The following is a 23,042-nucleotide window of genomic DNA, read 5'->3' as shown; positions in this document are numbered from 1 at the left end:
GGAGAGTAGGACGCCGCCGAACATTCTTTCCCTCAGGGGCACCCGTGATACGGGTGCCCCTGAGGGCTTTTTGCGTTATCGTGCCGCTCGTGGCCGAGGTGACCAAGCACGACGACCTTGCGGAGTTCTGGACCCTCACGGGGGACTTCTTCACCGCGGACCCGGTGCTCCACAGCATCCCGATCGCGGCGGTCGACCGCCGGCTCCGCCACCCGGACCCGGACGACCAGCCGCCGCTGCTGGTGACGGTGTGCGAGGGAGATCTCCTGGTGGCCGCGGCCCTGCGCACGCCGCCCTGGCCGTTGACGCTCACGGGTGTCCCGGTCGAGTGGGTGGAGACGCTGGCGGACGCGTTGGCCGGTGACGTGGAGCTGCCCGGCGTCAACGGTCCCCGGGACGCGGTGGAGGCGTTCGTCGTCGCCTGGGCGGCCCGCACGGGCTGCGGCGCGCGCGAGGTCATGGCCCTGCGCCTGTACCAGCTCGGGGAGCTGGAGCTCCCCGCCGACGTGCCGGGCCAGGCCCGGATGGCGACCGAGGACGACATCGAGCTGCTGACCGGCTGGTACTCGGACTTCCGGGTGGAGGCCACCGAGCAGGTCCGGGACCGGGGCGTCGAGGAGCAGTCGGTGCGGTTCCTGCGCGCCAGCACGGCCGCCGGCTTCGGTCACGTGCTCTGGTGCGACGGGGACGGCAGGCCGGTGTCCTGGGCGTCGGCGAGCACGCCCGCGTCGGCAATGTCCCGGCTCGGTCCGGTGTTCACGCCGCCGGAGCTCCGGGGGCGTGGTTACGGCGCGGCGGTGACGGCGGCGTGCGCGGCGTGGGCGGGGGAGAACGGGGCCGAGCACGTCGTGCTCTACACGGACCTGTCGAACCCCACGTCCAACTCGATCTACCAGCGGATCGGGTTCCGGTCCGTGGTCGACTCGGCGGAGTTCGCGTTCACTCCCGCCGGGGGCTGACCGGGTCCGCCCGGCAGCTCGCGGGCTCGCGGGTTCCTCGTGCCCCGGCGCCCGTCAGTCGACGGCGGTGCCCTCCGCGACCGCCCGGGTCAGCGGCCTGTTGCGGACGTGGGAGGAGAAGACCAGGGACGTGGTCGTGTCGCCGTAGCGCTGGGCCTGCTCGACGAACCGCTCCAGCTCGACCATCGACCGGCACACCACGCGCAGCAGCCAGCAGTCGTCCCCGGTCACGTGGTCGGCGTCGCGGACCAGGGCCAGGGTGACCACCCGCTCCCGGAACCGCGGGGTGTCCAGGCTGCGCACCTTCACCCGCACGATGGCTTCGATCGGCAGGCCGAGCCGCTGCGGGTCGACCACCGCGGCGTACCCGGTGACGATCCCCGCCTGCTCCAGCCTGCGCACGCGCTCGGTGGTGGCGGGCGCGGACAGCGAGACCCGCTTGGCCAGCTCGGTGAACGTCATCCGCCCGTCGTGCTGGAGCAGGTCCAGCAGTTTCCAGTCCACGTCGTCCAATTCCACCGCGAAATCGTAGGCAGGGCACCGGAAACGCCTGGAGTTCCCCCTGTGGTCGGCCGCGCCGGTCGGCGACGATCTACCCATGACGAACACGCTCCGCTTCCCCGCCGCCGACCCCGCCGAGGCCGTCGCGTTCTTCGCCGCCGAGCTGGCCTTCGAGGCCGACCCGGACGACGTGGCGCGCGACCTCGGAGCGGGGGACACCGCCGGTTTCCGGCTGGTGGAGACGCGCGGCCGCGAGGCGTTCGAGCGGGCCCGCATCCCGGGCGCGGTCAACCTGCCGCACTGGGAGGTCGACGCGACCACGACCGCCGGCTGGGACCGCGACCTGGTCTACGTCTGCTACTGCGAGAGCTCGGTGTGCAACGCGGCCACGAAGGGCGCGTTGCGGCTGAGCGCGCTCGGGTTCCGGGTGAAGCGGCTCGCCGGCGGCATCACCACCTGGCGGGCGGCGGGCTACCCGGTGGAGGGCACCGAGGTGGAGGGCACCGACCTGCACGGGGCGTCCTGCGCCTGCTGATCTACCCTCGGGCGGGTGACGCGTCTGCTGGTGCTGCAACCCGACCGCGACGACCCGCCCGCCCGCCTCGGCGAGTGGCTGACCGCCGCCGGGGCGGTGCTGGACGTGGTCGAGCCCTGCGCCGGGCCGCTGCCCGGGAACCTGGACGGCTACGACGGCGTGGTGTGCCTGGGCGGCGCCGTGGGCGCGCTGGACGACGCCGAGCACCCGTGGCTGGCGGACGTGCGCCGGCTGCTGTCGGAGGCGGTGTCGCGGCGGGTGCCGCTGCTGGCGGTGTGCCTGGGCGCGCAGCTGCTCGCCGCGGCCACCGGCGGCCAGGTGCGGCCTGCCGCGCAGGGGCCCGAGGTGGGCGTGATGCTGGTGGCCAAGCGGGACGCGGCGGGCGACGACCCGCTGTTCGCGGAGCTGCCGTGGACGCCGGACGTGCTCCAGTTCCACACCGACGAGGTGTCGTTCCTGCCGCCGACGGCGGTGCTGCTGGCGTCCTCGCCCAGGTGCGCGAACCAGGCGTTCCGCGTCGGGGACCGGGCCTACGGGGTGCAGTTCCACATCGAGACGACGCCCGAGATGGTGCTGAAGTGGGCGGCAGGGTACCCCGCCACGGCGGCCGGCGCGCGGCCGAGCTGGCTGGACCCCGACCGCCTGGAGGCCGCCCACGAGGACATCCGGGAGGTGTGGCAGCCGTTCTGCGAAAGATTTGCGCGTCTGGCCGCCGGAGAACTGACGATCCAACGGAAGCTGCCGTTGGTGTGACGAACCTCTGTTGAGACGAGGATTCATCGGTTGGACAGGTAGCGTTCTCCTACGACTGTGTCGGTTCAGCCGGAGGAATCAGCGTGGATGCCTCGCTCCTCGTCATCATCGTGGTGGTCACGGCGTTGGTCTTCGACTTCACCAACGGCTTCCACGACACCGCGAACTCGATGGCGACGTCCATCGCCACCGGCGCCCTCCGGCCCCGCACGGCGGTCGCGTTCTCCGCGGTGCTCAACCTCGTCGGCGCGCTGCTGTCGGTCGAGGTCGCCAAGACCATCTCGGGCGGGATCGTCGACGACACCCTGATCACCCCGGCGGTGGTGTTCGGCGGCCTGGTCGGCGCGATCATGTGGAACCTCGTGACCTGGTACGTCGGCCTGCCGTCGTCCTCGTCGCACGCCCTGTTCGGCGGCCTGATCGGCGCCACCTGGGTCGCGTCGGGCACCGGCGCCGTGCACTTCGACAAGGTCGTGGACAAGGTCATCGCGCCCGCCATCGCCGCGCCGCTGGTCGCGGGCCTGGTGGCCATGCTCGCCACCTACCTGACCTACCGGCTGACCAAGCGGGCCCGGAAGTCGGTGAACGACAGGGGCTTCAAGGCGGGTCAGATCGCCTCCGCCGCGCTGATGTCCCTCGCGCACGGCACGAACGACGCGCAGAAGACCATGGGCATCATCACGCTCACCCTGATCACCGCGGGCACGCTCGCGCCGGGCGCGGAGCCGCCCCTGTGGGTGATCCTGAGCGCGGCGGTCGCCATCGCGCTGGGCACCTACCTCGGCGGGTGGCGCATCACCCAGACCCTGGGCAAGGGGCTGACCACGATCGAGGCGCCGCAGGGCTTCGCCGCGCAGACCAGCGCGGCGACCGTGATCATGGCGTCGTCGCACCTGGGCTTCGCGCTGTCGACCACGCACGTGGCGTCCGGCGGCATCATGGGCTCCGGCCTGGGCCGCCGGCTCGACGGGGTGCGGTGGAACGTGGCCGGGCGGATGGCGGTGGCCTGGTTGCTCACGCTGCCCGCGGCGGGCATCGTCGGCGCGGTGGCGGGCAAGGTCGCCTCGCTCGGCACGGCGGGCGTGGTCGTGGTGGCGGTGGTCGGCACGGGCGTGGCGCTGGGGATCTGGCTGCTGTCGCGGCGCGAGCCGGTGCGGCCCGAGCACGTGGTGGACGAGATCGCGGCCCCGGCCGAGGCGCACAAGGTGGCGGTGTGAAGGTCGACTGGGCGGCCCTGGGCGCCGTCTTCGGGGTGAGCCTCGCCGTGGTGCTGGGGCTGGTCGTGCTGTTCTCGGTGGCGTTGCGCGCCCTGTCGGCGCGCGAGGTGGCGCGGGAGCGCGGCGGCGCGGCCGTCGTGCCCACGGCCGCCGCGGCGGTCTGCCTGCTGGCGTGCGTGACCGTGGTGTTGTTCGGCATCTACTTGATCGTGGCCGGCTGACCCGTCCCCGGCGCCCCGGGCGGGCTACGGTGGTCGCGATGACCGATCCCGCCCGCACCCCGACGTCCCCCGCGCGGTTCGGCCTGACCGAGGAGCGCAGCGGCGAGCACCTGCGCGCCGCCGGGTGGTGGGAGGGCCGAGGTCCCGCCGACGGGTACGAGCCGGTCCTGGTCGCGCTGTCCCGCAGCCCCGACCCCGACCTGGCGCTGCGCGGCGCGGAACGGCTGCGCGCGGCGCTCGGCGACCGGTGGTCCGACCTGGACGCGGCGCTGCGGGACAACGAAGCGCTGCGCGGGCGGCTGCTGGCCGTGCTGGGCTCGTCGACCGCGCTGGCGGACTTCCTGGTCGCCAACCCGGAGCGCTGGGCCGACCTGGCCGACCCGGAGCCGGTGGACGCGGCGGCGTTCGCGCCCGCCCTGGTCGGCGCGGTGGAGGGGCTGACCGGCGGGGAGGCCGTGCGCGCGCTGCGGTCGGCGTACCGGGCGCTGCTGTGCCGGGTCGCCGCCGAGGACCTGGCGCACGTGGTCGAGCCGGAGCAGCGCTACGTCAACTACGACGACGTGGCCGGGCTGCTGTCGGAGCTGGCCGTGGCCGCGCTGCGGGCGGCGCTGGACGTCGCGGGCAGGCAGGTGCCGCGCTCGGACGGGTGCTCGCTGGCGGTGATCGCGATGGGCAAGTGCGGCGCGCGGGAGCTGAACTACGTCAGCGACGTGGACGTGGTGTTCGTCGGGGAGGGCGACCTCTCCGTGGCGACCCGGCTGGCCAGCACGATGATGCAGGTCGCGGGCCAGGCGTGCTTCGAGGTGGACGCGGCGCTGCGGCCCGAGGGCAAGGCGGGCGCCCTGGTGCGCACCCTGGAGGGGCACACGTCGTACTACCAGCGGTGGGCGCGGACCTGGGAGTTCCAGGCGCTGCTCAAGGCCCGGCCGGTGGCGGGCGACGAGGAGCTGGGGCGCCGCTACCTGGAGGTGGTGCGCCCGCTGGTGTGGACGGCCGCCGAGCGGGAGGACTTCGTGCCCGACGTGCAGGCCATGCGCCGCCGCGTCGAGGACCACGTGCCGGTGGGCCTGACCGACCGGGAGCTGAAGCTGGGGCGGGGCGGGCTGCGGGACGTCGAGTTCGCCGTGCAGCTGCTCCAGCTGGTGCACGGGCGCGGTGACGAGGAGCTGCGGATCACCTCGACCACGCAGGCGCTGGCGGCGCTGGGGCGTGGCGGGTACGTGGGCCGCGCGGACGCCGCCGACTTCGGCCGCGCCTACCGGTTCCTGCGCACCCTGGAGCACCGGTTGCAGCTCCAGCGGCTGCTGCGCACCCACCTGTTCCCGGCGGACGAGGACACGAGCGCGCTGCGGTGGCTGGCGCGCGCCGCCGGGTTGTCGGCCGAGGGCGGGCAGTCGGAGAGCCAGGTGCTGCTGGCGGAGTTCCGCAAGCGCGCCAACCAGGTGCGCAGGCTGCACGAGAAGCTGTTCTACCGGCCGCTGCTCCAGGCCGTGGCGAACGTGCCGACGGAGGCGCTGCGGCTGACCACGTCGCAGGCGGCGGCGCGGCTGGCCGCGCTGGGGTACGCGGCGCCGGACGGGGCGCTGCGCCACATCGAGGCGTTGACCAGGGGCGTGTCGCGGCGGGCGCGCATCCAGACCGCGCTGCTGCCGGTGCTGCTCGACCTGTTCGCGGCGACCCCCGACCCGGACGGCGGGCTGCTGGCGTACCGGCGGGTGTCCGAGGCGCTGGCCGAGACGCCCTGGTACCTGCGGCTGCTGCGCGACGAGGGCACGGTGGTGGACCGGCTGGCGTCGCTGCTGGGCACCTCGCGGCTGGTGCCGGACCTGCTGGTGCGGGCCCCTGAGGTGCTGCGGCTGCTGGCCGACACCGAGGCGCTGGTGGGCGTGGACCCGATGAGCATCGGCAACCCGCTGCGCAGCACCGTGTCCCGGTACAGCGACGTGGACCGCGCGGTCACCGCCGCCCGGTCGCTGCGCCGCCAGGAGCTGCTGCGCGTGGCGTGCGCGGACCTGCTCGGGCTCGTGCCGCTGCGCACGGTGTGCGTGTCGCTGTCCGAGGTGTGGGTGGCGGTGCTCCAGGCCGCGCTGGACGCGGTGGTGCGCTCGACGGGCGAGCCGGCGGCGTCGATCGCGGTGATCGGCATGGGGCGGCTCGGCGGGCGGGAGCTGGGGTACGGGTCGGACGCCGACGTGATGTTCGTGTGCGAGGCGGCCGACGGGGTGGCCGACGGTGACGCGGTGCGCTACGCGTCGTCGGTGGTGGAGCGGGTGCGGCGGGCGCTCAGCGCGCCCAGCCAGGACCCGCCGCTCCAGGTGGACGCCGACCTGCGGCCGGAGGGCAGGCAGGGACCGCTGGTGCGCACGTTCGAGTCCTACCGGGCGTACTACGCGCAGTGGTCCGAGCTGTGGGAGGCGCAGGCGCTGCTGCGGGCCCGGTGCATCGGGGGCGACGCGGAGCTGGGCGCGCGGTTCGTCGAGCTGATCGACCCCGTCCGGTACCCGGCGGAGGGCCTGGACGCCGCCGCGGTGCGGGAGATCCGGCGCATCAAGGCGCGGGTGGAGGCCGAGCGGCTGCCGCGCGGCGCGGACCCGTCCACGCACACCAAGCTGGGGCGCGGCGGGCTGGCGGACGTGGAGTGGGCGGTGCAGCTGCTCCAGCTCCAGCACGCGCACGAGGTGCCGGGCCTGCGCACGCCGTCGACCGTGCGGGCGCTGCGCGCGGCCACCGGGGCGGGGCTGGTGGCGGAGGACGACGCGGCGGCGCTGCTGGAGTCCTGGACGACGGCCACGCGGGCGCGCAACGCGGTCGTGCTGGTGCGGGGCAAGGCCGGTGACCAGCTGCCCACCACCGGGCGCGACCTGGCCGCGGTGGCCGGCGTGATGGGGCACGACGACCCCGGCGAGTTCCTCGACGCCTACCGGCGCACCACCCGGCGGGCCCGCGCCGTTGTCGAGCGCGTTTTCTACGGTTCCTGAAGACTGGTGGCGTGAGAGCGATCGCGCAGGACGAGTTCGGGGACCCCGAGGTCCTCCGGCCGGTGGAGCTGCCCGACCCGGTGATCGGCCCGGACCAGGTGCTGGTCGAGGTGCGGGCGGCCGGGGTGAACCCGGTGGACCTGCTGGTGCGCGCCGGTCACCTGGCCGGGGTGGCACCGCACCACTTCCCGCTGGTCCCGGGCTGGGACGTGGCCGGGGTGGTGCGGGCGGTCGGGCCCGCGGTGGACGGGTTCGCGGCCGGCGACGAGGTGTTCGGCTACCAGCGCAAGGACCACGTGCAGCACGGCGCGTACGCGGAGCTGATCGCGGCGACGGAGCGGGGGCTGGCGCACAAGCCGGCGTCGCTGTCGTTCGAGCAGGCCGGCGGGCTGGCGCTGACCGGGCTGACCGCGTTGCAGTCGCTGCGCAAGGTCGGCGTCGGGCCCGGTGACGTGGTGCTGGTGCACGCCGCCGCCGGTGGGGTCGGGCACCTCGCGGTGCAGGTGGCGCGGCTGCTGGGCGCGTCGCGGGTGATCGGTACGGCGTCGCCGCGCAACCACGGGTTCCTGCGGTCGCTGGGCGCCGAGCCCGTGGCGTACGGGGACGCGCTGGTCGACAACGTGGCCGAGCTGGTCGGCGGCGACGGCGAGGTGGACGTGGTGTTCGACTGCGTGGGCGGCGCGGCGTTGAACGACTCGCCGGCGCTGGTGCGCGACAACAGCCGGATCGTGTCGATCGTCGACACGAACGTGCTGGAGCTGGGCGGGCGCTACGCCTACGCCAAGCCCGTGCCGGAGGACCTGCGGTGGCTGGCCGGGCACGCGGGCGCCGGTGAGCTGGTGGTCGAGGTGCAGCGGACCTTCCCGCTGGAGCGGGCCGCCGAGGCGCACCGCCTGCTGGAGGGCAGGCACGTGCGCGGCAAGGTCGTGCTGACGGTGTGACGGGGGTGGGAGGGCCCCGGGGCGGGGCCCTCCGCCTCACTCCTCGTCGGCGGTCGGCACCGAGGTGAGGATCTCCACGACCCACTCCTCGACGAGCTCGTCGGACTCGTCCTCCGCGACGAGCCGGTTGGCGACCCGGACGCCGAGACCGAGCACGTCGGCGGCGGCGATCGCTTCGATCGCCTCGGCGGCGGAGTCGAAGATGCTGGTGGACAGGACCTGCGCGGCGATTGCGACGTCTTCAGACACGGCGCGACCCTAACCGGCTGCCACGAACGGAGCATGAACAGCCCCGCTGTAGACATCAGGTCGTCCGGCGACTACGCAGCGTCGATGAGGGGCCCTTGTCCATTGACTACGTGCCTTCGGACCACCGAAACTGACGTCGCTCGTATGGGGGATGTTCACGTTCGTACCTGTGTGCCCGGACGAAGGACGTCATGGCCGACCAGCTCCACCGCGGTTCTCACCGCGGGTCCCGTCGCCGCAGGGGCGGCGCGGCCCTCAGGATCAGCGCCGTCGTGCTCGGCGTGCTCGTGCTGCTGGGCGTGGTCCAGGCGGTCACCGCCGGCACGGTCGGCGTGGGCGCGCTGAGCGTCACCCTGAACGGAACGACCTCCACCGAGCGGACCACCACCGCTTCCCCCTCCGACGACACCCCCGCCCTGAACGGCGCGCTCGCCCCCGCCACCTCCGAGACCGCACCGCCCAGCGGACCCGCCAAGTCGGTCACCGGCTCCTGGAAGCAGACCCGCGGCCTGCTCACCGTGGAGGTCACGGAGGTCGAGGACCGGTCCGGCCGGGTGAGGATCCACGTCACCGCGATCAACGCCAGCACCTCGAAGATGGACCTGCCGATTTCCTCGATCACGGCCGTCGACGACGCGCAGCGCGAGTACCGGGCGTCGCCGGGGGCCGGCAGGTGGTCGGCGGCGGTCGCGCGGAACTCCACCCTGAGCGGCATCGTCGAACTGGACCGCCGGCCCGTCGGGGCGGGCACGACGTTCGCGCTGACGTTCGGGGGCATCGTGGGTCAACTCGCCCCGACCGGCGGGGAGATCACGGTGCCCGGCATCCCGTTCCCGGCGTAACACAGCGTGCGCGCCCCGCGACTTCCCGGTAGGAGCCCCGGAGGGAGGCCGCCGTGGGAAGCACCGAGGACGCTGAGCCGGAACCGGTCGAAAAGATCGACCGCGCGGAGGACGACGAGCGCTGCGCACCACCCGATGAACTGACGGTGTTCCCGACAGGTGGTTCCTACGGACCTCCCGGGGAGCCGACCTTCGGGAGCGGTGCGCCGCTCACCTACCTGGACTCCGAACCGACCGAGCCGCCCCCGATCCGGGGCGACACGCGCTAGTGGTGCCGCAGACCCTGGGCGCGGTGGCGTCGTTCCTGGTCCTGGTCGCGCCCGGCATCGTGTTCGAGCTGCTGCGCGAGCGCAGGCGCGCGGGCTACAAGGAGTCGCCGTTCCGCGAGGCCGCGCGCGTGGCCCTGGGCAGCCTGACGTTCACGCTGCTGTCGTGCGCGCTGCTCCTCGGCACCGGCGCCCTGGTCCGAGCGGCCTTCAGGACCGACGTGGTGGTACCCCTGGACCGCCTGGTCACCGGGGGTGCGGCGTACGCGCGCTCACACCTGACCCTGGTCGTCACCTCGGTGGTGGCCGAACTCGCGGTGGCCTGCGTCCTGGCCGCCCTGGCGGACCGCCTCCTGGCCCACCGCGGCCGCGAGATCACCTCGGTGCGCCAGCAGACCGCGTGGCACCAGGTCTTCCGCCACGACCGCCCGCCGGGCACCGTCCCCTGGGTGCACGTCCACCTGACGGACGGCACGTCCTTCTTCGGCTTCCTGCGCTCGCACACCGCGTCGGGCCCACCGGACGAACGGGAGCTCGTCCTGGAGGGCACGTCGCTGACCTACCTGGGCAAACCCCTGGACGGCGGCGACGAGCACGTGGAGGAGGCCATCGGCGAGCGCTGGGCCCGCGTGGTGGTCCCCGCGAACCAGATCAAGTACCTCCGCATCCAGTACCGCGACCGCGTCACGGGTGAACTGGTGGCCGTTCGGAGGGACTGAGGAAACCGGAGGCCCGGTGTCCCCTCGGGGACACCGGGCCTCTCGTCACGACGCTCGATCGATCACACGTCGTAGTAGAGCGCGAACTCGTAGGGGTTCGGGCGCAGCCGCAGCGGGTCGATCTCCTGCTCACGCTTGAACGTGATCCAGGTGTCGATGACGTCCGGCGTGAACACGCCGCCCTCCAGCAGGAACTCGTGGTCCGCCTCGAGGTTGTCCAGCACCGCGTCCAGCGACGCCGGCACCTGCTTGACGTCGCGGGCCTCCTCCGGCGGCAGCTCGTAGAGGTCCTTGTCGATCGGGGCCGGCGGCTCGATCTTGTTCTTCACGCCGTCCAGGCCGGCCATCACCATGGCCGAGAACGCCAGGTACGGGTTGCCCGACGAGTCGGGGCAGCGGAACTCGATGCGCTTGGCCTTCGGGTTGTTGCCGGTGATCGGGATGCGCACGCACGCCGAGCGGTTGCGCTGCGAGTACACCAGGCTGACCGGGGCCTCGTAGCCCGGCACCAGGCGGTGGTAGGAGTTCACCGTCGGGTTGGTGAACGCCAGCAGCGACGGGGCGTGGTGCAGGATGCCGCCGATGTAGTGGCGCGCCATGTCCGACAGGCCCGCGTAGCCGGACTCGTCGTGGAACAGCGGCTGGCCGTCCTTCCACAGCGACTGGTGGGTGTGCATGCCCGAGCCGTTGTCGCCGAACAGCGGCTTCGGCATGAACGTGACGGTCTTGCCGGCCTGCCACGCGGTGTTCTTGATGATGTACTTGAACAGCATCAGGTCGTCCGCGGCGTGCAGCAGCGTGTTGAACTTGTAGTTGATCTCGGACTGGCCGCCGGTGCCCACCTCGTGGTGCGCGCGCTCGACGGTGAAGCCCTGGGCCTCCATGTTGAGGACCATCTTGTCGCGCAGGTCGGCGTAGTGGTCGGTCGGCGTGACCGGGAAGTAGCCGCCCTTGTACTTGACCTTGTAGCCGCGGTTGCCGCCGTCCTCGTCGCGGCCGGTGTTCCACCAGCCGGAGATCGCGTCGATCTCGTGGAAGGAGGCGTTCGCGGTGGTGTCGAAGCGGATCGAGTCGAAGATGTAGAACTCCGCCTCGGCGCCGAAGTACGCGGTGTCCGCGATACCCGACTCGGTGATGTACTGCTCGGCCTTGCGCGCGATGTTGCGCGGGTCGCGGCTGTACGCCTCACGGGTGAACGGGTCGTGCACGAAGAAGTTGACGATCAGCGTCTTCTCGATCCGGAACGGGTCGAGGCGCGCGGTGAAGAGGTCGGGCAGCAGCAGCATGTCCGACTCGTGGATGGACTGGAAGCCGCGCACGGAGGAGCCGTCGAACGCGAGACCCTCGTTGATGGCGTCCTCGTCGAACGCCGAGGCCGGCAGCGTGAAGTGCTGCATCACGCCGGGCAGGTCGCTGAAGCGGACGTCGATGAACTTCACGCCCTCGTCGGAGATGAACTTCAGGACCTCGTCGGGATTCTTGAACACCCTCGTCGACTCCTCTACTGCGTGGGGCGCGGTTGGACGCCGCTGCGTGGTGCGGCCTGCCGTCGTGGCGAAACTAAGACTGCGGTGTTGCCCAGCAGTCACCCTGGTGTTTCGCCAGTGTTAACGGGCCGCCCAGGTCGGGCAACCCGACCGCCGCTCCTCACCCGCTGAGCACGGCCTTACTCTGGTGGGGTGAGCAAGTGGACCGGTTCGTGGTTGTCTGGCCCCAACTCGGCCCTGGAGCCGGGGAACTCCCCCCAGGGGTGGAAGGGCGAGCGCCTCGGGCTGCCGCCGTCCGGGCCCGGCTCGATCGCCTCCACGGGGCGCCGCGCGGTGGCCATCCTCGTCGACTTCCTGCTCTCCGGCGGGGTCGCGGGCCTGTTCACCCTGCCCGAGCTGCCGCGCAACTGGAGCCTGCTGGCCTGGTTCGCCATCACCATCGTCGCGGTCGGCTTCTTCGGCTTCACCCCTGGTCACGCGCTGTTCGGCCTCCGGGTGGCCCGCCTGGACGGCGCCGGGACCGTCGGCCTGCCCCGGGCGGCCCTGCGGACCGCGTTGATCTTCCCCGTCATCCCTGCCGTGGTCTGGGACGCCGACGGCAGGGGCCTGCACGACAAGGCCGCGGGCACCGTCGTCATCCGGGTTCGCTGAAGCCGCCGGAACACCTCGGCACCGCGCCGCCGGGTGCGGTTCGCGGTGCCGAGGTGGATGGCCCATCCCGCCCGATCGGGCGGATCAGTGCTGGTCAGCGGCGGCGCATGGCGCGCTGGACGTTGCGCATCTTGGCGCCCTGGGGTAGCGGGCCCTTGGGCAGGGCGGCGCCGCGGGCGTTCCGGCCGGCGAGCGCGGCCAGGCGGTTCTCCAGGGTGTCGACCTGGGCGGCCGAGATGTTGCGCGGCAGCTTCATCAGGTGGCCCTGGAGCCTGCGCAGCGGCACCTGGTCCCCGTCCGAGCCGACGATGACGTCGTAGATCGGCGTGTCGCCGACGACCCGCGCGATCCGCTTCTTCTCCTGCGCGAGCAGGCCCTTGACCCGGTGCGCCGCGCCCTCGGCGACCAGCACGACGCCCGGCCGGCCGATGACCCGGTGGACCATGTCGCCGCTGGTCGTGCCCGCGACGGCCTGCGTCACCCGCCAGCGGCCGCGCAGGTTGTCCAGCGCCCACGCCGCCGCGCCCGGCTGGCCGTCGGCCTTCGCGTACACGGTGCGCTGCACCCGCCGGCCGAACACGATGACCGCGAGCAGCGCGCCCACCGCGATGCCCATGGGCAGCAGCAGCCACTGCATGTCCCAGATGAGGCCGATCAGGAACGCCGCGGCGGTGGCGCCCAGCAGGCACAACAGCATCAGCGGCACGAGCGCCTTGTCCTCGCGGCGCTGCATCTTGAACGCCTCGAAGATCTGGCCGCGGCGCTCCTTCGATGCCGCGCGCCGCGCCTTCGACGCTTCCTTGGCCGCCGCCTTGGCGGCCGCCTTGTCCTGCTTACCAGCCATGCCGACCAGGATACGGCGCGCCGCGTCGCCCCATCACAGGAGTACGCCGTGTGCTCTGCGAGGATGCAGCGCATGGACCGGCTGCTGGAGGGACTCGACCCGGAACAGCGCGCCGCCGTGGAAGCCCCCCGCGGCCCGGTCTGCGTCCTCGCGGGCGCGGGCACCGGCAAGACCCGCACCATCACGCACCGCATCGCCCACCTGGTCCAGCGCGGGCACGTCGCCGCCGGTCAGGTGCTGGCGGTCACGTTCACCGCGCGCGCGGCCGGCGAGATGCGCACCCGGTTGCGCGCGCTCGGCGTGGCCGGCGCGCAGGCCCGCACGTTCCACGCCGCCTCGCTGCGCCAGCTCCGCTACTTCTGGCCGCGCGTGGTCGGCGGCGAGCCGTGGCAGCTGATCGACCGGAACAAGCTGCGCCTGGTCGCCCAGGCCGCCAACCGGGTCGGCCTGTCCACCGAGACGGACTCGCTGCGCGACCTCGCCGGCGAGGTCGAGTGGGCCAAGGCGTCGCTGATCGCGCCCGACGACTACCCGGCCGCGGCCGGCCGCGCCAACCGCGACACCCCGGCGCCCGCCGAGCAGGTCGTCCGCGTCTACCGCGCGTACGAGGAGCTCAAGAACAAGGCGCAGCTGCTCGACTTCGACGACCTGCTGCTGCACACCGCGGCGGCGCTGGAGGAGCACGGCGAGGTCGCCGAGGAGTTCCGCGACCGCTACCGCTGCTTCGTGGTCGACGAGTACCAGGACGTCACGCCGCTCCAGCAGCGCGTGCTCGACGCGTGGCTGGGCGCCCGCGACGACCTGACCGTGGTCGGCGACGCGAACCAGACCATCTACTCCTTCGCCGGCGCCTCGCCGCGCCCGCTGCTCGACTTCCCGCGCCGCTTCGCGCACGCCACCGTGGTGCGGCTGGAACGCGACTACCGGTCGACGCCGCAGGTCGTGGGCCTGGCCAACCAGGTCATCAGCTGGGCGCGCGACCGTCCCGCCGGCTCCCGGCTGAAGCTGATCGGGCAGCGCCCCGAGGGCCCCCGGCCGACGTTCACCGAGTTCGACGACGAGTCGCTGGAGGCGGCCGCCGTCGCCCGGCGGGTGAAGGAGCTGCTGGACCAGGAGGGCGTGGCGGCCAGCGGGATCGCCGTCCTGTACCGGGTCAACGCGCAGTCCGAGCTCTACGAACAGGCGCTGGCCGAGGTCGGCGTGCCGTACCAGGTGCGCGGTGGCGAGCGGTTCTTCCAGCGCGCCGAGGTGCGGCAGGCGATGGTGGCCCTGCGCGCGGCCGCGGCGCACGAGCCGTCCGGTGAGCTGCCGAAGGTCGTGCGCGAGGTGCTGTCCGGCATCGGCCTCACCGACGAGCCGCCCGCCGGCGGCGCGGCGCGGGAGAAGTGGGAGTCGCTGCTCGCGCTCGTCGAGCTGGCCGAGGAGATGGTCGGCGAGGTCGACGGCACGGACCTGCCCAGGTTCTGCGCCGAGCTGGACCTGCGCGCCGAGGCCCAGCACCCGCCGACCGTGGAGGGCGTCACGCTCGCGTCCCTGCACGCGGCCAAGGGCCTGGAGTGGGACGCGGTGTTCCTGGTGGGCCTGGTCGACGGCACCGTGCCGATCCAGCACGCGGACGGTGACGAGGCGGCGATCGAGGAGGAGCGCCGGCTGCTGTACGTGGGGGTGACGCGCGCTCGCGTGCACCTGTGGCTGTCGTGGGCGCTGGCGCGCGCCTCGGGCGGTCGGCGCTACCGGCGCCGGAGCCGGTTCCTCTACGGGCTGATCCCGGAGGACCACCCCGCGTCCCGCCTGACCGCGGCGGCCAAGCGCGAGCCGCTCCAGCGCAAGCCCAAGCCGCAGTGCCGGGTGTGCGGGTCGGCGCTGGTGGACTCGCGGGCGATCAAGCTCGGGCGGTGCGCCTCGTGCCCGTCGGACCTGGACGAGGAGCTGCTGACCCGGCTGCGCGCGTGGCGGGCCGACCGGGCGCGGGAGCTGAAGGTGCCCGCGTACGTGGTCTTCACCGACGCGACGCTCGTGGCGATCGCCGAGCAGCGCCCGGAGGACGTCGCGGGCCTGGTCTCGATCGCCGGTATCGGCGCGGCCAAGCTCGACCGGTACGGGGAGGACGTCCTCTCCCTCGTGCGCGGCGGTCACTGAGCGGCGGTCTGCGGTGCGGCGGTCACTGGGTGGCGGTCTGCTGGTCGGCCCGCGCCGGGTGGCGTTCTGCGGTGCGGCGGGCTGCTCTGCTGGGCGGGGGTCGCCGGACGGTGGCCCGAGCGGCGGCCTGCTGGTCGGCCCGGCCGGATTCTGCTGTCGGGGCCCGCGCCGTTGAAGCGAATGTGTCGTGGACCTGCCGGTCGGGCGCGCGGCCGGACGGTTAATGCGTTGCGGCGGGGCCGCCCACGGGCCAAGGTCCGTGTGGAGCGCGTGTTCCAGGGCCCACGTGAGCCCGGGACGCGGCGCTCGCGCTGTCGACTGGACCGGGTGGTGGGCGTGGCGAACCGGTTGACCGGGGTGGGTCGCGCGGGACCGGCGTGCCCGCCGGCGGGCGAGAGCGGTGTCCGCCCCCGCAGCGCTCTGTACAGGGCAAACGAGGAAACTTCACCCGATCGACAGGTTCTTCGGAAAATAGGTTGCCCCCGTCGTGCGCAGGGTCATAACCTGCTGAGGCCGGGCGCGGAGCGCCCGCTGGGGATTCAAGAGCTGCAGTCGAGACGAGACACCCGAGGAGGTGGCCGGTTGTGAACATCCTGGTGATGTGCGAGAAGACGCCCGGTTACCCGACGATCGGTGCTGTCCCGCTGTCCGGCGCCGCTCATGTCGCGGGGGAGAAGTCTGCCCGCGATCGCCGAAGCCTCGTGTGGGGTTCGAAGCGAGTTCAGCTGATCCAGGTGGCGGCGCTGTTCGCCCCGACCGTTGTCCCGACTCAGAACGTTGCGCCGTCCGCGCGAGAGCGAAGTACCTGACACACCAGCTGTCAGGCCACGAAGCTCACCAAGGCCGCGGACCCGTAACCGGATCCGCGGCCTTTGTGTTTGTCCAACCCGGTTTGAGGACGAAAAACCCCGTGCAAGACCTGACAGGAGCCCACCTGATGTTGACCGCGACCGTCCCCATAAGCGGGGCGCTGTCCAACCAGTCCGACTTCAACGGAGCCGGTGTCGCCTCGCTGATCGACACCGCGCCCGAGGCCGGTCTGGACCTTCCTTGCCGCACCAACAACCCCGACCTCTGGTTCGCCGACGCTCCGGCGGAGCTGGAGGAGGCCAAGAAGTTCTGCGCCACCTGTCCCGTCATCGCCGAGTGCCTGGCCGGTGCGCTCGCTCGCCACGAGCCCTGGGGGGTCTGGGGTGGCGAGATCTTCGAGCGCGGTGCCGTGATCGCGCGGAAGCGTCCCCGTGGACGTCCCCGCAAGGACGCGGCACCTGTTGTTCCCGCGGCTCCCGCCGCAACCGTCGTCCGGGGGGCTAAGAGCCAGGAGGCCGCCGCGTGACCAGCTACCGATCCACCAGCGACGAAGCGATGATCATCGAACTGAACCCCAGGGGTAACCCCATGCTTCTCGAAGAAAACCTCGCCAGATCCCGAATGCATGAAGCGGAGATATTCGCCCAACAGCATCGGCTGGCCCACCGCCTCGTCGTCGCCCGCAGATGGCGGTGGCTGGCCGGATGGGCCCAGCGCAAGGCCACGCTGAAGGCCCGCGCGATCTGATGCGAGACCGGCCCGCCCACCCCGTTCCGACGGGGCGGGCGGGCCGCGTCGCGTCCACGACCACTGCGGAACCGCGCCTGGTGCCGGCACCGGGCAGGTGGCGGCACCGGGCAGGTAGCGGGTGCCGGCATCAGGCAGGTGCCTGCGCGTCAGGTGCCCGCGCGCCGAGTGCCTTCCCGCGCCCTGCCCCGCCCCCGTGCCCTGCCCCCGTTGCCCGGCCGTGCTGTGCCCTGCCCGGCCGTGGGCTGCCACGCCCGCGCTGGGACAGCCCATGTCCGGCACGGCCGGATTCACTCCAGGCCGTAGTCGGGACAAGGCGTGTCCAGCATCGGTCTCACTCTCGGCATCACCCCAGCTCAGTCGGATCGTGGTCGGCACCCACCGTGGCGAGTGACGTGCTTCTGGCAAGAAAGCCCGAGCGGCCGTGAGTACGGTGCGACGTGTGCCCGCTCACCCTCACCACAACCACCACCACCGCGCACGGACCCAGGACGGAATCGACTGGTCGTCCCGCCTGGCCTTCTTCCGGCAGGTCGACGAACTCGACGCCGAAGCGCGCCGCGTAGTCGCGCGCAGGCTCGTCCGCCCCCTGCCCGACCGCCCGACCGTGCTCGACGTCGGGTGCGGCACGGGTGGGATGGCGGTGGCGCTCGTCGAAGCGCTGTCCGCCCGAGGTGGCGGGACGCTGGTGCTCGTCGACGGGACGCCCGAGATGCTGGACGCCGCCACGACCGCCGCCCGTTCAGCGGCGGCCTACGAGAGCGACACGACCACGGCTTCGGTGCGGGTGCGGCCCGTGCTGGCGGACCTGTCCACCGAGCGCCCGGTCGACCTCGCGGGTCCGGCGCAGTTGGTGTGGGCTTCGAACGTCGTGCACCACCTCCCCGATCAGCGTGCGGCGGTGGCCGGGCTGGTCGAGGCGGTCTCGCCCGGCGGTTGGTTGGCGTTGGCCGAAGGTGGTCTGGACGGCAAGTTCCTCCCCTGGGACCTGGGTGTGGGCGAGCCCGGTTTGTCGGACCGGCTGTCCGGTGCCCGCGCGCACTGGTTCGCACTGATGCGCGAGAACATCGAGGGCGCGGTCCGCCTGCCCGGTGGCTGGAACACCGTGCTGGCCGACCTCGCCATGCTCGACATCACCGCGTTCAGCTACCTGGTCGACCACCCGGCACCGCCCCGGCAGGCCGTGCGGGACTGGGCGGTGAACCAGCTCACCTGGCACCGGGACGTCGCCGGCCACCTGCTGCACCCCTCCGACCGGGAGACCGTGCGCCGGCTCCTCGACCCGCAGGACCCCGCCTACCTGGGCCTGCGCGACGACGTCTTCCTGCTCACCGCCGGCACCGTCCACCTGGGGCGCAAGCCGTGACCGGTGGTGACGAGCCCGACTCCTGCGCCCGCTGCGGGCGGACCCGGGAGTCGGTCTCCGACGCCGCCGAGCTGCTGGCCTGGGTCCGCCAGCGGGAACGCGGGGTCGACCAGTGGCTGTGCCACGGGTGCGCGCGCACCCACGTGAGGGACATCGAGGGCAAGCTGCCCACGGACTACTGGTTGTAGAACGCCTCGGCAGGACCTCCAGCGGTGAGGTAAGTGGTCGATCGGGCTCGGGCTCGGGGTGGGATGGGTCGGGTTCGGGGACGGTGACCGTCCCGCCCGGCGGGACAGCCCGGTCAACCTCGGCAGAGCAGGCCAGCTCCGGCAGGGCAGACCACCCCGGCAGGGCAGACCACCCCGGCAGGGCAGACCACCCCGGCAGGGCAGACCACGCCGGTAGACCAGGCCGACCTCGGCAGCGCGGGTCGACCCAGGCAGGTCAAGCCGACCTCGGCAGAGCAGGCTGACTCTGGCAACGCGGGTCAACCCCGCGGACCAGGCCAACCCCGCAGACCAGGCAGACCAGGTCAACCCCGGCAGAGCCAGCCGACCACAACGGGCGCAGGTCAGCGGAGCAGGGCTTTCAGGGTGCGCAGGGCCGCTCTCGGTGCCGCGCTGCCCCGCTTGCTGCCCGCCGCCAGTTCCACCTCCAGTCCCGCGATCGTGCACAGCCCCGAGCGCACGGTGGTGGCCAGCAGGTGGTGCCGGCGCAGCGCGTGCGGCTCGCGGCGCGCGGCGTCCAGCACGGCCCTGGTCGGTTCGGCCAGGCGCAGGCCGGCGCGGACCACCGTCCCGGGTGGGCGCGTGGTGCGTTCCAGCAGGAGCTCGGTCGTGCACGCGCGGCGGCGGGCGGCGGGTTGCAGCAGGTGGATGACCGGCGCGTCGGGCAGGCCGGGCAGGCCCTGGGCGCGCAGCGCCTCGACGCCCGTCACCACGGCGCCGGGGCCGGCGTAGGCCAGGGCGGCACGCAGGCGCTGGTCACGGGAGGGCGGCGCGGCGCTGAGCAGCAGCACGCCCGGCAGGACGCGCTGCCACGGCCCGCCGGGCCGGCACTTCAGGTCGATGACGTGCCGGGGCACGCCGGTGGCTTCGAGGTCCGCGGTCTTGATCACGTCGGTGGTCATGGCTTGATCTTCGGCGGGTGGCGGGGGAGGGGCCAGGGGAGGTGCGGGATCTGTGGACAACTCGGTGGGCTGTGGACAACTCAGTCCGCGAAGCCGGGCTGCCAGCGGGAGACGATGGCCCTGGCCTGCACTTTCGCGTCGAGCTGGCAGAGGATGCCGGTCGCGCCGAGCGTGACCCTGTGGACAAGTAGGTACTGGGGCGGGAGGTTCAGGGACCGCCCGGTCTGCATGTCCGGGCTGCGCAGGTCGCCGACGCGCTCCGCCTGCTGCTGGAGCCAGCGGCGGGTGAAGTGGAAGGTCTCGGTGCGCAGCGGCTCCACGAACGGCGCCAGGTAGTTGAGCACGTCCTCCGCGTGCAGCTCGGTCCCCGGCCGGATGAACCCCTCCGTCCGCAGCAGCTCCTCCAAGTCCGCCGACCGCCCCTCCAGCGCCAACCTGGTCATCAGGCCCAGCGGCCTGGGCAGCCCGTCGGGCAGGCGGGCCACGGCACCGAAGTCCAGCACCCGCAGCCGACCGTCCCCACCCAGCATGAAGTTGCCGGGGTGCGGGTCGGCGTGCAGCAGCCCGGACCGGCTCGGCGCGGAGAAGTGGAACTCCGACAGCAGCTGCCCGGCCAGGTCGCGCTGCTCCCGCGACCCGTCACGGATGATCTTGGACAGCGGTGTCCCGTCGGTCCACTCGGTGACCATCACCTTCGGCGAGCTGGCCACCACCCGCGGCACGAGCACGTGCTCGTCGTCCGCGAACCCCCTGGCGAACTCCCGCTGGTTGTCCGCCTCGGTCCGGTAGTCCAGCTCCTCCAGGTACCGGTCGCGCAGCTCCTCCAGCAGCGGCTTCACCTCGGCGCCCGGCATCATCGCCTGGATCACCCGGCTGAACCGCAGCAGCTGCTTGAGGTCGGTCTCCAGCGCCTCGTCCGCGCCCGGGTACTGCACCTTCACCGCCACGTCGCGGCCGTCGTGCCACACCGCGCGGTGCACCTGCCCGATGCTGGCCGACGCGGCCGGGACGTCGTCGAAGGACCGGAACCGCTTGGCCCACCCGGAGCCCAGCTGCTCGGCCAGCACCCGGTGCACGGTGCGCGACGGCATCGGCGGCGCGGCGGTCTGGAGCTTGGTCAGCGCTTCGCGGTAAGGCTCGGCCAGCTCGTCGGGCACCGCGGCCTCGAACACGCTCAGGGCCTGGCCGAACTTCATCGCACCGCCCTTGAGCTGCCCGAGCACCGCGAACAGCTGCTCCGCGGTCTTCGCCGACACCTCGGCGCTGACCTCGTCCGAGCTGCGGCCGGCCAGGCGCTTGCCCCAGCCGCCCACCACCCGACCGGCCACCCCGAGCGGCAGGCTGGCCAGCTTGGCGGTGCGCTGCACGGCCTTGCGCGGGATATCGCTCACCCGGTGATTCTCCCCCCGTCAGGTCGCGCCGTCGCGGCGGATGGTCCTTCTCCGACAAAAACTACACAGCCCCGCCCACCGCCGGTCGTGCGGCGGAACGGCACTCGCAGCGCGGGTGCACCGGTGCTATCCGGTGCTCGACGACCCCGGCGAACGCGTCCACCTCCAGGGTGGCGTCCCAGGTCGGGGGCCTGGTGCGGGGCTCGCGATCGCGGTCGAGCGCGAGCAGCGCCTGCCCGACCGCGATCCCGGCGGTGGCGGTGACCGCGGCCAGGTCGGCGTGCTGCGGTCGGTCCACCAGCTGCGCGGCGATCAGCGGCCACGCCCGGTCCAGGTCCGAGCTGTGCAGGTCGGCGCACCGCAGGCAGCTGCTGCGGCCGGGCACGACCAGCGGGCCCACCACGCCGAGGCCCTCGCGGACCCGCACGGCCAGGTGGGAGGTGCGCGACCGGACCAGCTCGTGCAGCAGCTCCGGGGCGGGCACCAGCGCGTCCGCCAGCACCACCAGGTCCGGGTCGCGCGGCGCCGACCGCACCCCCGGGCACGCCCGCAGCACCGCGTCCGCCGCCGCCTCCGCGCGCGGCCTGCCGACGTCCTCCTCCAGGTAACCCGAACCGGTGTCCTCGGGGCCGACGCGACCGCGCGCGTTCACCCGGACGTGGCCCACGCCGGCTGCCGCCAGGAGGGAGGCGACGGCGACCGCCAGCCGCCCCTCGCCGTGCACGACGACCGACCGCGCGGCGCGGGCGGCGGGCAGGTGCGGCGCGGGTCGGCGGGTGCGCAGCGCCCAGCACGTCGCCTCGGCGGTCAGCCGGGCGTGGGGGACGGGCACGGACTCCTCGACCAGCCCGGCGCGGGCCAGACCGCGCAGCACGCCGAGCAGCTCGGCCGCCTGGTCGCCGTGGTGGGCGAGCCGTTCGCGCAGCTCGCGGAGGGTGTGCTGGCCGGTGAGGCCGAGCAGGAGGGACGCCATGGGGGCGGGCACGTCCTCGACGAGCACCGCGTGCCGGGGGTCGGTGCCGACCTGCACCACGTCGTCCCGGCGGCGCAGCAGCGGCAGGCCGGGCAGGACCCTGGGCCGGTTGGGTAGCTCCACACCGGCAGCGTGCCGCCGAACCCGGGAACCGCAAAACGCCTGTCCACAGGCCCGAGGGTTGTCCACAGGCGGCACGCCGGGGCTTGACGGGCGGCCGGGACCGGCGGGGCCCGGCCGCCCGCGGTTGGTCAGACCTTCGCCTTGCCGAGGATCCGGGTCACCGTGGTCCCGCAGACCGGGCACTTGCCCTTGGCCATCCTGCGGTTGTTGCTCTCGTGCACCTCGCCCGTGAAGTCGCGCTTCTCACGGCACTTGACGCAGTAGCCGTTGTAGGTCTCGGCCACGGCTTCCTCCCTTGTTCGCAAGAGTGCGGGGGCCACACTCGGGGCTGCGCAGCACGCTACCTCCGGGAACGCCGACCCGCTGCACGCCGCGTCGAACGTGTCCAGCCGCCTTTCGGGGGAACCTGCCGGTCCGGGTATCCACAGGCCGCCGCTTGGCCGCCGCGGATTGTCGGCCCCTGGCCTTACCGTGAACGCCATGCCCGAACCGCAGGTGGAGGTGCGGCGCAGCGCTCGGCGCCGTCGCATGGTGAGCGCGTACCGCGAGGGGGACACCGTCGTCGTCCTGCTGCCGGCCCGCATGACGAAGAGCGAGGAGAAGCACTGGGTGGCGGAGATGCTCAGCCGCCTCCAGCGCAGCGAGACCCGTCGGCGGTCGCCCACGCGCACCTCCGACGCGGCGCTGCTCCAGCGGTGCGAGGAGCTGTCCGACCGCTACCTGGACGGCGTGCGGCCGAGCAGCGTGCGGTGGGTGCCGCCGATGCGCACCAGGTGGGCGTCCTGCACGCCCAGCGAGGGCACGATCCGGATCAGCGAACGCCTGCGCGACGTGCCCGCGTGGGTGCTCGACTACGTGCTGGTGCACGAGCTGGCGCACCTGAGGGTGCCCGGCCACGGCAAGGACTTCTGGCAGCTCGTGCACAGGTACCCGAAGGCCGAGCGGGCCGTCGGGTACCTGGAGGGGCTCTCGGCCGCGGCCGGTCTGGGGATCACCGAGGAGGACTGAACACGAGCGCACGGCGAAGGGCCCCGGGTGGCGCACCCGGGGCCCTTCGCCGTGCGCGGGCAGTCCGCGCGGAGAACATCGGGACCCACAGGGGGTCCTGAACGTGGAACTCACCCGTCCTGAGCGTTCGACACGGTGGTCGCGAGTGTTCGACTCGCGCGGTCTGAACGTGTAGTTCGGGGGGTCTGGACGT

General features: G+C 73.1%; 25 protein-coding genes. 17 read left to right on the top strand and 8 right to left on the bottom strand.

The window, feature by feature from the left end; all coding sequences use genetic code 11:
* Positions 1 to 89: 89 nt before the first annotated feature.
* Entirely contained in the window at positions 90 to 959 is an 870-nt protein-coding gene (locus tag Q5530_RS34090) for a GNAT family N-acetyltransferase (protein ID WP_415366923.1), read from the top strand.
* A 54-nt stretch (positions 960 to 1,013) separates the two neighbouring features.
* On the opposite strand, the gene Q5530_RS34085 is transcribed toward Q5530_RS34090, so the two are convergent.
* A complete protein-coding gene (locus Q5530_RS34085; RefSeq protein WP_415366922.1) occupies positions 1,014 to 1,478 on the bottom strand; it encodes an Lrp/AsnC family transcriptional regulator in 465 nt (154 codons plus the stop codon).
* A 79-nt stretch (positions 1,479 to 1,557) separates the two neighbouring features.
* On the opposite strand from Q5530_RS34085, the gene Q5530_RS34080 reads away from it, so the two are divergent.
* The 6 genes from Q5530_RS34080 to Q5530_RS34055 all read left to right on the top strand — a co-directional run bounded on the left by Q5530_RS34080 (position 1,558) and on the right by Q5530_RS34055 (position 8,105).
* Positions 1,558 to 1,995 carry a rhodanese-like domain-containing protein gene (locus Q5530_RS34080; RefSeq protein WP_380641335.1) on the top strand — a complete coding sequence of 146 codons (438 nt, stop codon included), beginning with the start codon at positions 1,558 to 1,560 and terminating at the stop codon, positions 1,993 to 1,995.
* 15 nt (positions 1,996 to 2,010) lie between these two features.
* Positions 2,011 to 2,748, top strand: coding sequence for a type 1 glutamine amidotransferase (locus Q5530_RS34075; protein ID WP_415366921.1), 738 nt, complete (start codon positions 2,011 to 2,013; stop codon positions 2,746 to 2,748).
* An 83-nt stretch (positions 2,749 to 2,831) separates the two neighbouring features.
* Entirely contained in the window at positions 2,832 to 3,965 is a 1,134-nt protein-coding gene (locus Q5530_RS34070) for an inorganic phosphate transporter (protein WP_415366920.1), read from the top strand.
* Positions 3,962 to 4,186, top strand: coding sequence for a hypothetical protein (locus Q5530_RS34065; protein WP_415366919.1), 225 nt, complete (start codon positions 3,962 to 3,964; stop codon positions 4,184 to 4,186). Before Q5530_RS34070 ends, Q5530_RS34065 begins: the two co-directional genes overlap by 4 nt.
* Before the next feature lie 38 nt (positions 4,187 to 4,224).
* A complete protein-coding gene (locus tag Q5530_RS34060) occupies positions 4,225 to 7,164 on the top strand; it encodes a bifunctional [glutamine synthetase] adenylyltransferase/[glutamine synthetase]-adenylyl-L-tyrosine phosphorylase (protein WP_415366918.1) in 2,940 nt (979 codons plus the stop codon).
* Positions 7,165 to 7,175: 11 nt separating this feature from the next.
* Entirely contained in the window at positions 7,176 to 8,105 is a 930-nt protein-coding gene (locus Q5530_RS34055) for an NADP-dependent oxidoreductase (protein ID WP_415366916.1), read from the top strand.
* A gap of 36 nt (positions 8,106 to 8,141) precedes the next feature.
* Here Q5530_RS34055 and Q5530_RS34050 read toward each other — a convergent pair whose 3' ends face one another.
* Positions 8,142 to 8,354: a hypothetical protein gene (locus Q5530_RS34050; protein WP_380641323.1), complete on the bottom strand. Its 213-nt coding sequence runs from the start codon at positions 8,352 to 8,354 to the stop codon at positions 8,142 to 8,144.
* Between the two features lie 191 nt (positions 8,355 to 8,545).
* Between Q5530_RS34050 and Q5530_RS34045 the strand changes: the two genes are divergently transcribed.
* Both Q5530_RS34045 and Q5530_RS34040 read left to right on the top strand, forming a co-directional pair.
* Entirely contained in the window at positions 8,546 to 9,196 is a 651-nt protein-coding gene (locus tag Q5530_RS34045) for a hypothetical protein (protein ID WP_415366914.1), read from the top strand.
* A 271-nt stretch (positions 9,197 to 9,467) separates the two neighbouring features.
* A complete protein-coding gene (locus tag Q5530_RS34040) occupies positions 9,468 to 10,181 on the top strand; it encodes a DUF6338 family protein (protein WP_415366913.1) in 714 nt (237 codons plus the stop codon).
* Positions 10,182 to 10,243: 62 nt separating this feature from the next.
* On the opposite strand, the gene glnA is transcribed toward Q5530_RS34040, so the two are convergent.
* Positions 10,244 to 11,668 (bottom strand): type I glutamate--ammonia ligase, encoded by a 1,425-nt coding sequence (gene glnA / locus Q5530_RS34035; RefSeq protein WP_380641318.1) that lies wholly within the window; start codon positions 11,666 to 11,668, stop codon positions 10,244 to 10,246.
* Between the two features lie 192 nt (positions 11,669 to 11,860).
* Here glnA and Q5530_RS34030 point away from each other — a divergent pair, with 192 nt between their 5' ends.
* The gene (locus tag Q5530_RS34030; protein ID WP_380641316.1) at positions 11,861 to 12,319 is read left to right on the top strand and encodes an RDD family protein; all 459 of its coding nucleotides are present in this window, start codon (positions 11,861 to 11,863) and stop codon (positions 12,317 to 12,319) included.
* A gap of 94 nt (positions 12,320 to 12,413) precedes the next feature.
* On the opposite strand, the gene Q5530_RS34025 is transcribed toward Q5530_RS34030, so the two are convergent.
* Positions 12,414 to 13,163, bottom strand: coding sequence for a DUF4191 domain-containing protein (locus Q5530_RS34025; protein WP_380641314.1), 750 nt, complete (start codon positions 13,161 to 13,163; stop codon positions 12,414 to 12,416).
* A gap of 63 nt (positions 13,164 to 13,226) precedes the next feature.
* On the opposite strand from Q5530_RS34025, the gene Q5530_RS34020 reads away from it, so the two are divergent.
* The 6 genes from Q5530_RS34020 to Q5530_RS33995 all read left to right on the top strand — a co-directional run bounded on the left by Q5530_RS34020 (position 13,227) and on the right by Q5530_RS33995 (position 18,413).
* Positions 13,227 to 15,302 (top strand): ATP-dependent DNA helicase UvrD2, encoded by a 2,076-nt coding sequence (locus Q5530_RS34020; RefSeq protein ID WP_415366911.1) that lies wholly within the window; start codon positions 13,227 to 13,229, stop codon positions 15,300 to 15,302.
* Between the two features lie 584 nt (positions 15,303 to 15,886).
* Entirely contained in the window at positions 15,887 to 16,111 is a 225-nt protein-coding gene (locus Q5530_RS34015) for a hypothetical protein (protein ID WP_415366910.1), read from the top strand.
* Between the two features lie 128 nt (positions 16,112 to 16,239).
* Positions 16,240 to 16,638, top strand: a complete 399-nt coding sequence (locus Q5530_RS34010; protein ID WP_415366909.1) for a WhiB family transcriptional regulator — start codon at positions 16,240 to 16,242, stop codon at positions 16,636 to 16,638.
* Positions 16,635 to 16,859, top strand: coding sequence for a hypothetical protein (locus Q5530_RS34005; protein ID WP_380641308.1), 225 nt, complete (start codon positions 16,635 to 16,637; stop codon positions 16,857 to 16,859). The genes Q5530_RS34010 and Q5530_RS34005 overlap by 4 nt, the downstream gene beginning before the upstream one ends.
* 442 nt (positions 16,860 to 17,301) lie before the next feature.
* The gene (locus tag Q5530_RS34000; protein ID WP_415366906.1) at positions 17,302 to 18,225 is read left to right on the top strand and encodes a class I SAM-dependent methyltransferase; all 924 of its coding nucleotides are present in this window, start codon (positions 17,302 to 17,304) and stop codon (positions 18,223 to 18,225) included.
* Positions 18,222 to 18,413 carry a hypothetical protein gene (locus Q5530_RS33995; RefSeq protein ID WP_415366905.1) on the top strand — a complete coding sequence of 64 codons (192 nt, stop codon included), beginning with the start codon at positions 18,222 to 18,224 and terminating at the stop codon, positions 18,411 to 18,413. The genes Q5530_RS34000 and Q5530_RS33995 overlap by 4 nt, the downstream gene beginning before the upstream one ends.
* Before the next feature lie 383 nt (positions 18,414 to 18,796).
* On the opposite strand, the gene Q5530_RS33990 is transcribed toward Q5530_RS33995, so the two are convergent.
* The 4 genes from Q5530_RS33990 to Q5530_RS33975 all read right to left on the bottom strand — a co-directional run bounded on the left by Q5530_RS33990 (position 18,797) and on the right by Q5530_RS33975 (position 22,125).
* Positions 18,797 to 19,354 (bottom strand): hypothetical protein, encoded by a 558-nt coding sequence (locus Q5530_RS33990; protein WP_415366904.1) that lies wholly within the window; start codon positions 19,352 to 19,354, stop codon positions 18,797 to 18,799.
* 80 nt (positions 19,355 to 19,434) lie between these two features.
* Positions 19,435 to 20,745: an ABC1 kinase family protein gene (locus Q5530_RS33985; RefSeq protein WP_415366903.1), complete on the bottom strand. Its 1,311-nt coding sequence runs from the start codon at positions 20,743 to 20,745 to the stop codon at positions 19,435 to 19,437.
* 61 nt (positions 20,746 to 20,806) lie between these two features.
* Positions 20,807 to 21,841, bottom strand: a complete 1,035-nt coding sequence (locus Q5530_RS33980; RefSeq protein ID WP_415366902.1) for a ThiF family adenylyltransferase — start codon at positions 21,839 to 21,841, stop codon at positions 20,807 to 20,809.
* 128 nt (positions 21,842 to 21,969) lie between these two features.
* A complete protein-coding gene (locus Q5530_RS33975; protein WP_015098458.1) occupies positions 21,970 to 22,125 on the bottom strand; it encodes a DUF5679 domain-containing protein in 156 nt (51 codons plus the stop codon).
* A gap of 196 nt (positions 22,126 to 22,321) precedes the next feature.
* Here Q5530_RS33975 and Q5530_RS33970 point away from each other — a divergent pair, with 196 nt between their 5' ends.
* A complete protein-coding gene (locus Q5530_RS33970) occupies positions 22,322 to 22,849 on the top strand; it encodes a M48 family metallopeptidase (RefSeq protein ID WP_380641297.1) in 528 nt (175 codons plus the stop codon).
* The last annotated feature ends 193 nt before the right edge of the window (positions 22,850 to 23,042 follow it).

The organism is Saccharothrix sp. BKS2 (assembly GCF_047689505.1).
Classification (GTDB): Bacteria; Actinomycetota; Actinomycetes; order Mycobacteriales; family Pseudonocardiaceae; genus Actinosynnema; species Actinosynnema lopnurensis.
Note: the sequence above shows the minus strand (reverse complement) of the source record. Positions and strands in the feature narration are given on the sequence as shown.

Excerpts from the sequence above, each read along its gene's own strand:
- Q5530_RS34080 (WP_380641335.1), top strand. The coding sequence starts at position 1,558 with ATGACGAACACGCTCCGCTTCCCCGCCGCCGACCCCGCCGAGGCCGTC.
- Q5530_RS34060 (WP_415366918.1), top strand. The coding sequence starts at position 4,225 with ATGACCGATCCCGCCCGCACCCCGACGTCCCCCGCGCGGTTCGGCCTG.
- Q5530_RS34045 (WP_415366914.1), top strand. The coding sequence starts at position 8,546 with ATGGCCGACCAGCTCCACCGCGGTTCTCACCGCGGGTCCCGTCGCCGC.
- Q5530_RS34025 (WP_380641314.1), bottom strand. The coding sequence starts at position 13,163 with ATGGCTGGTAAGCAGGACAAGGCGGCCGCCAAGGCGGCGGCCAAGGAA.
- Q5530_RS34020 (WP_415366911.1), top strand. The coding sequence starts at position 13,227 with ATGCAGCGCATGGACCGGCTGCTGGAGGGACTCGACCCGGAACAGCGC.
- Q5530_RS34010 (WP_415366909.1), top strand. The coding sequence starts at position 16,240 with ATGTTGACCGCGACCGTCCCCATAAGCGGGGCGCTGTCCAACCAGTCC.
- Q5530_RS33990 (WP_415366904.1), bottom strand. The coding sequence starts at position 19,354 with ATGACCACCGACGTGATCAAGACCGCGGACCTCGAAGCCACCGGCGTG.
- Q5530_RS33970 (WP_380641297.1), top strand. The coding sequence starts at position 22,322 with ATGCCCGAACCGCAGGTGGAGGTGCGGCGCAGCGCTCGGCGCCGTCGC.